The following is a 3,922-nucleotide window of genomic DNA, read 5'->3' as shown; positions in this document are numbered from 1 at the left end:
GCATGACCATGACCGCCAAGGCCGTTCTCGTCCATCTCTTCACCGCCACCGGCGCCGTCTTCGCGATGCTCGCGATGCTGGCCGCGGCGGACGGCGACTGGCCGATGATGGTGCTCTGGCTGATCGTCGCCTTCGCGGTGGACGGCGTGGACGGGCCGCTCGCGCGGCGCTACCACGTGCGCAGTCACGGCGGGCGGTTCGACGGGGATCTGCTGGACCTCATCATCGACTATCTCACTTACGTCTTCATCCCGGCCTTCGCGCTCTTCAAGTCGGGGCTTCTGCCCGGCTGGACGGGCTGGGTCGGGATCATCCTGATCACCTTCGCCTCGGCGCTCTATTTCGCCGATACGCGGATGAAGACCGAGGACAAGTCGTTCAACGGCTTTCCGGGCGCCTGGAACATGGTGGTCCCCGTGCTCTTCGTGGTGGAGCCCAACTTCTGGGTGATCCTCGCGCTCGTCGGCGCGCTCGCCGTGGCGATGTTCCTGCCGCTGCGCTTCGTTCACCCGGTGCGCACGGCGCGCTGGCGCGCGCTGTCCTTGCCGGTGGCGGTGCTCTGGTCGGTGCTCGTCTTCTGGGCCGCCTGGCACGAGTTCGACGCGGGGCTCGCCGCGAGCTGGGCGCTGGGGCTCGCTTCGGTCTATCTGCTGCTGGCCGGGATCGTTCAGCAGATCGTTCCGGCGCGGGGCTGACGCCTCAGGCCTTGAGCCGCGTGCCGCGCCGGAACATGATCCAGCAGAGAAGGCTCACCGCGACGGTCGCGGCGGTGCAGATCCAGAGGCCGAGCCAGGGCGAGCTGTCCGAGACCCCGAGGATCCCGTAGCGGACCCCGTCGATCAGGTAGAAGACCGGGTTGACGTGGGTGATCGTCCACATCGCCTGCGGCAGCGTCTCGACCGAATAGAAGGTCCCCGAGAGAAAGCTGAGCGGCGTGATGACGAAGTTGGTGATCGCCGCCATCTGGTCGAACTTGCGCGCGAAGATGCCCGCGATCACGCCGAGCGCGCCGAGGAAAGCCGAGCCGAGAAGCACGAAGGTCAGCGCCCAGAGCGGATGCGCGATGCCGATGCCGAGCACCAGCAGCAGGCCCGCGCCGACGCCGAGCGCCACGAAGAGCCCGCGCGCCACCGCGCCGGCGAGATAGCCGATCACCAGCTCGCCCGACGAGAGCGGCGGCATCAGCGTGTCGACGATGTTGCCCTGTACCTTCGAGACCATGATCGACGACGAGGAATTGGCGAAGGCGTTCTGGATCACCATCATCATCAGGATACCCGGCGCGATGAAAGTGGTGAAGTCGACACCCATGACGTCGCCCCGCCGCGGCCCGATCGCCAGCGTGAAGATCGCCACGAAGAGCCCCGCGGTCACCAGCGGCGCGAGCAGCGTCTGCGTCCAGACCGCGACGAAGCGCATCACCTCGCGTTCGATCAGCGTCCAGAGGCCGAGCCAGTTCACCCGGCCGAAGCGGCGCACGCCCATGGCCTGCCCCGTGCCCGTCCGCGTGCCCCTCTGCGTGCCCGTCTGCGTGCCCGTCGCCATCGCCTGCCTCCTTTCGCCGCGTCCAGACCGAGTCGCGGCCTTGTAACCGTCGTGCGAGTGCATAGAATGGGAGGCTGAGAAATGTCCACGCGGCCGCCGGCTCACGGCCCCGGTGCGCCGCTGTCTGGATCGGGCCTTCACGAAGCTTTTGGGAATCTGCATGTCCTGGACCGAGGAACGCGTCGAGCTTTTGAAACGGATGTGGAACGACGGGCAATCCGCCTCGCAGATCGCCAAGGAGCTCGGCGGCGTGACGCGCAACGCCGTGATCGGCAAGGTGCACCGCCTCGGCCTGTCGAACCGCGGCGCCGCGGCCGGTCCGGCCGACGGCGCGGCGGCCACCGCCGCGGAGCCGGCCCCCGCCGCCGCCGCCCCGGCCGAGCCGGAACCCGCCGCCGACGCGGCCCCCGCGCCGGCCCCCGAGCCCGACCCGATCGCCGCGGCGCCGCAAGCGGAAGAGCTCGCAGAGGCCGCCGCGGCCGAGGGCGGGAGCGACGGCGAAACCGCCGAGGCCCCGGCACGCAAGCCGATCCCCGGCCAGCCCCTGCCACCGCAGCCCTCCACCAACGAGATCAGTCCCGAGGCGCTCGCCAAGGTGAGCGAGGTGGAGAAGAAGGCGCGCAGGATCACCCTGATGGAACTGACCGAGCGCACCTGCAAATGGCCGCTCGGCGATCCGGCGACCGAGGATTTCTGGTTCTGCGGCCTGCCCGTGCAGCCCGGCAAGCCCTATTGCGAGGCCCATGTCGGCGTCGCCTTCCAGCCGATGAGTTCGCGCCGCGACCGGAAGCGATAACCTCCGCGCACGTCCCGGCCGCCGGTGCCGCGACCGGCACGCGCCCGCCTGGACAGGCTGCGGCCGGCGCGCTCGCCGAGGCGGGATGAGACGGTGCAGCCGGGCGCAGGCCAAGGCGCTTGCAAGCGCCTTGGCCCGGCCGCTCCCCGTACGAGAACGACATGCGGCCATGTGCCTTGTGCCGGCCCGAGCGCAAGGCCTATATCCCCGACCATGACCGCGAACCCGCCCGATCTGCGCCCCGACCTCGCCCAGGCCCGCCTCGCCGAGACGCGCCGCCCCGGACAGCCGACCATCGGCATGATCAGCCTCGGCTGCCCCAAGGCGCTTGTCGACAGCGAGCGCATTCTCACACGGCTCAGGGCCGAGGGCTACGGGATCTCGCCCGACTACGCCGGCGCGGACGCCGTGATCGTCAATACCTGCGGCTTCCTCGACAGCGCGAAGGCGGAGAGCCTCGACGCGATCGGCGAGGCGCTGTCCGAGAACGGGCGGGTGATCGTCACCGGCTGCCTCGGCGCGGAGCCCGACTACATCACCGGCGCGCACCCGAAGGTTCTCGCCGTGACCGGGCCGCACCAGTACGAGCAGGTGCTCGACGCCGTGCACGCCGCAGTGCCGCCCGCGCCCGATCCCTTCGTGGATCTGCTGCCCGCCTCGGGCGTGACGCTGACGCCGCGCCACTACAGCTACCTCAAGATTTCCGAGGGCTGTAACCACAAGTGCCGCTTCTGCATCATCCCCGACATGCGCGGGAAACTGGCCTCGCGGCCCCATGCCGCGGTGATGCGCGAGGCAGAGAAGCTGGTCGAGGCCGGGGTGCAGGAGCTCCTCGTCATCAGTCAGGACACCTCCGCCTACCTGACGGATCAGGAGCGCCTTGGCGAGGAGGCGCCGATCACCCGCCTCGCCCGCGATCTGGGGAGCCTCGGGGCCTGGGTGCGGCTGCATTACGTCTACCCCTACCCGCATGTGCGCCAGCTGATCCCGCTGATGGCGGAGGGGCTGGTGCTGCCCTACCTCGACATTCCCTTCCAGCACGCGCACCCGGAGACGCTGAAGCGCATGGCGCGGCCCGCGGCGGCGGCCAAGACGCTCGACGAGATCGCCGCCTGGCGGGAGGTCTGCCCCGGGATCGCGCTGCGCTCCACCTTCATCGTGGGCTACCCGGGCGAAACGGAAGCGGAGTTCCAGACGCTTCTCGACTGGCTGGAGGAGGCGCGCCTCGACCGCGTCGGCTGCTTCAGGTACGAGAACGTCGCGGGCGCGCGCTCCAACGCGCTCGCCGATCACGTGCCCGAAGAGGTCAAGGAGGAGCGCTGGCACCGCTTCATGGAGAGGGCGCAGGCGATCTCGGAAGCGAAGCTCGCCGAAAAGGTCGGCCGCCGGCTCGAGGTCATCGTGGACGAGGTGGACGCCGAGGCCGCCACCTGCCGGACGAAGGCCGACGCGCCCGAGATCGACGGCTGCCTCTTCATCGACGCGGGCCACGAGGACCTCTCGCCGGGCGACATCGTGACGGTCGAGGTGGACGAGGCGGGCGACTACGATCTCTGGGGACGGCGCGTCTGACCCTTTTCG

Annotated in this window: 4 protein-coding genes; 3 read left to right on the top strand and 1 reads right to left on the bottom strand. The window is 69.9% G+C overall.

What is annotated here, in order from left to right; genetic code table 11:
• Positions 1-2: 2 nt before the first annotated feature.
• Positions 3-695, top strand: a complete 693-nt coding sequence (locus ACESL7_RS13925) for a CDP-alcohol phosphatidyltransferase family protein (RefSeq protein ID WP_372893908.1) — start codon at positions 3-5, stop codon at positions 693-695.
• A gap of 4 nt (positions 696-699) precedes the next feature.
• On the opposite strand, the gene ACESL7_RS13920 is transcribed toward ACESL7_RS13925, so the two are convergent.
• Complete coding sequence (locus ACESL7_RS13920) at positions 700-1,485, bottom strand: ABC transporter permease (protein ID WP_372893909.1); 786 nt, start codon at positions 1,483-1,485, stop codon at positions 700-702.
• A gap of 220 nt (positions 1,486-1,705) precedes the next feature.
• On the opposite strand from ACESL7_RS13920, the gene ACESL7_RS13915 reads away from it, so the two are divergent.
• Together ACESL7_RS13915 and rimO are read left to right on the top strand one after the other, a co-directional pair.
• On the top strand, positions 1,706-2,341 hold the full coding sequence (locus ACESL7_RS13915; protein WP_372893907.1) for a GcrA family cell cycle regulator: 636 nt from the start codon (positions 1,706-1,708) through the stop codon (positions 2,339-2,341).
• Between the two features lie 213 nt (positions 2,342-2,554).
• The gene (rimO, locus tag ACESL7_RS13910; RefSeq protein ID WP_372893906.1) at positions 2,555-3,913 is read left to right on the top strand and encodes a 30S ribosomal protein S12 methylthiotransferase RimO; all 1,359 of its coding nucleotides are present in this window, start codon (positions 2,555-2,557) and stop codon (positions 3,911-3,913) included.
• The last annotated feature ends 9 nt before the right edge of the window (positions 3,914-3,922 follow it).

The organism is Rhodosalinus sp. (assembly GCF_041685465.1).
In the GTDB taxonomy this organism is placed as follows: Bacteria; Pseudomonadota; Alphaproteobacteria; order Rhodobacterales; family Rhodobacteraceae; genus Rhodosalinus.
This window is presented reverse-complemented; position numbering and strand designations above follow the sequence as displayed.

Coding starts and splice junctions, on each gene's coding strand:
- rimO (WP_372893906.1), top strand. CDS start 2,555: ATGACCGCGAACCCGCCCGATCTGCGCCCCGACCTCGCCCAGGCCCGC.
- ACESL7_RS13915 (WP_372893907.1), top strand. CDS start 1,706: ATGTCCTGGACCGAGGAACGCGTCGAGCTTTTGAAACGGATGTGGAAC.
- ACESL7_RS13925 (WP_372893908.1), top strand. CDS start 3: ATGACCATGACCGCCAAGGCCGTTCTCGTCCATCTCTTCACCGCCACC.
- ACESL7_RS13920 (WP_372893909.1), bottom strand. CDS start 1,485: ATGGGCGTGCGCCGCTTCGGCCGGGTGAACTGGCTCGGCCTCTGGACG.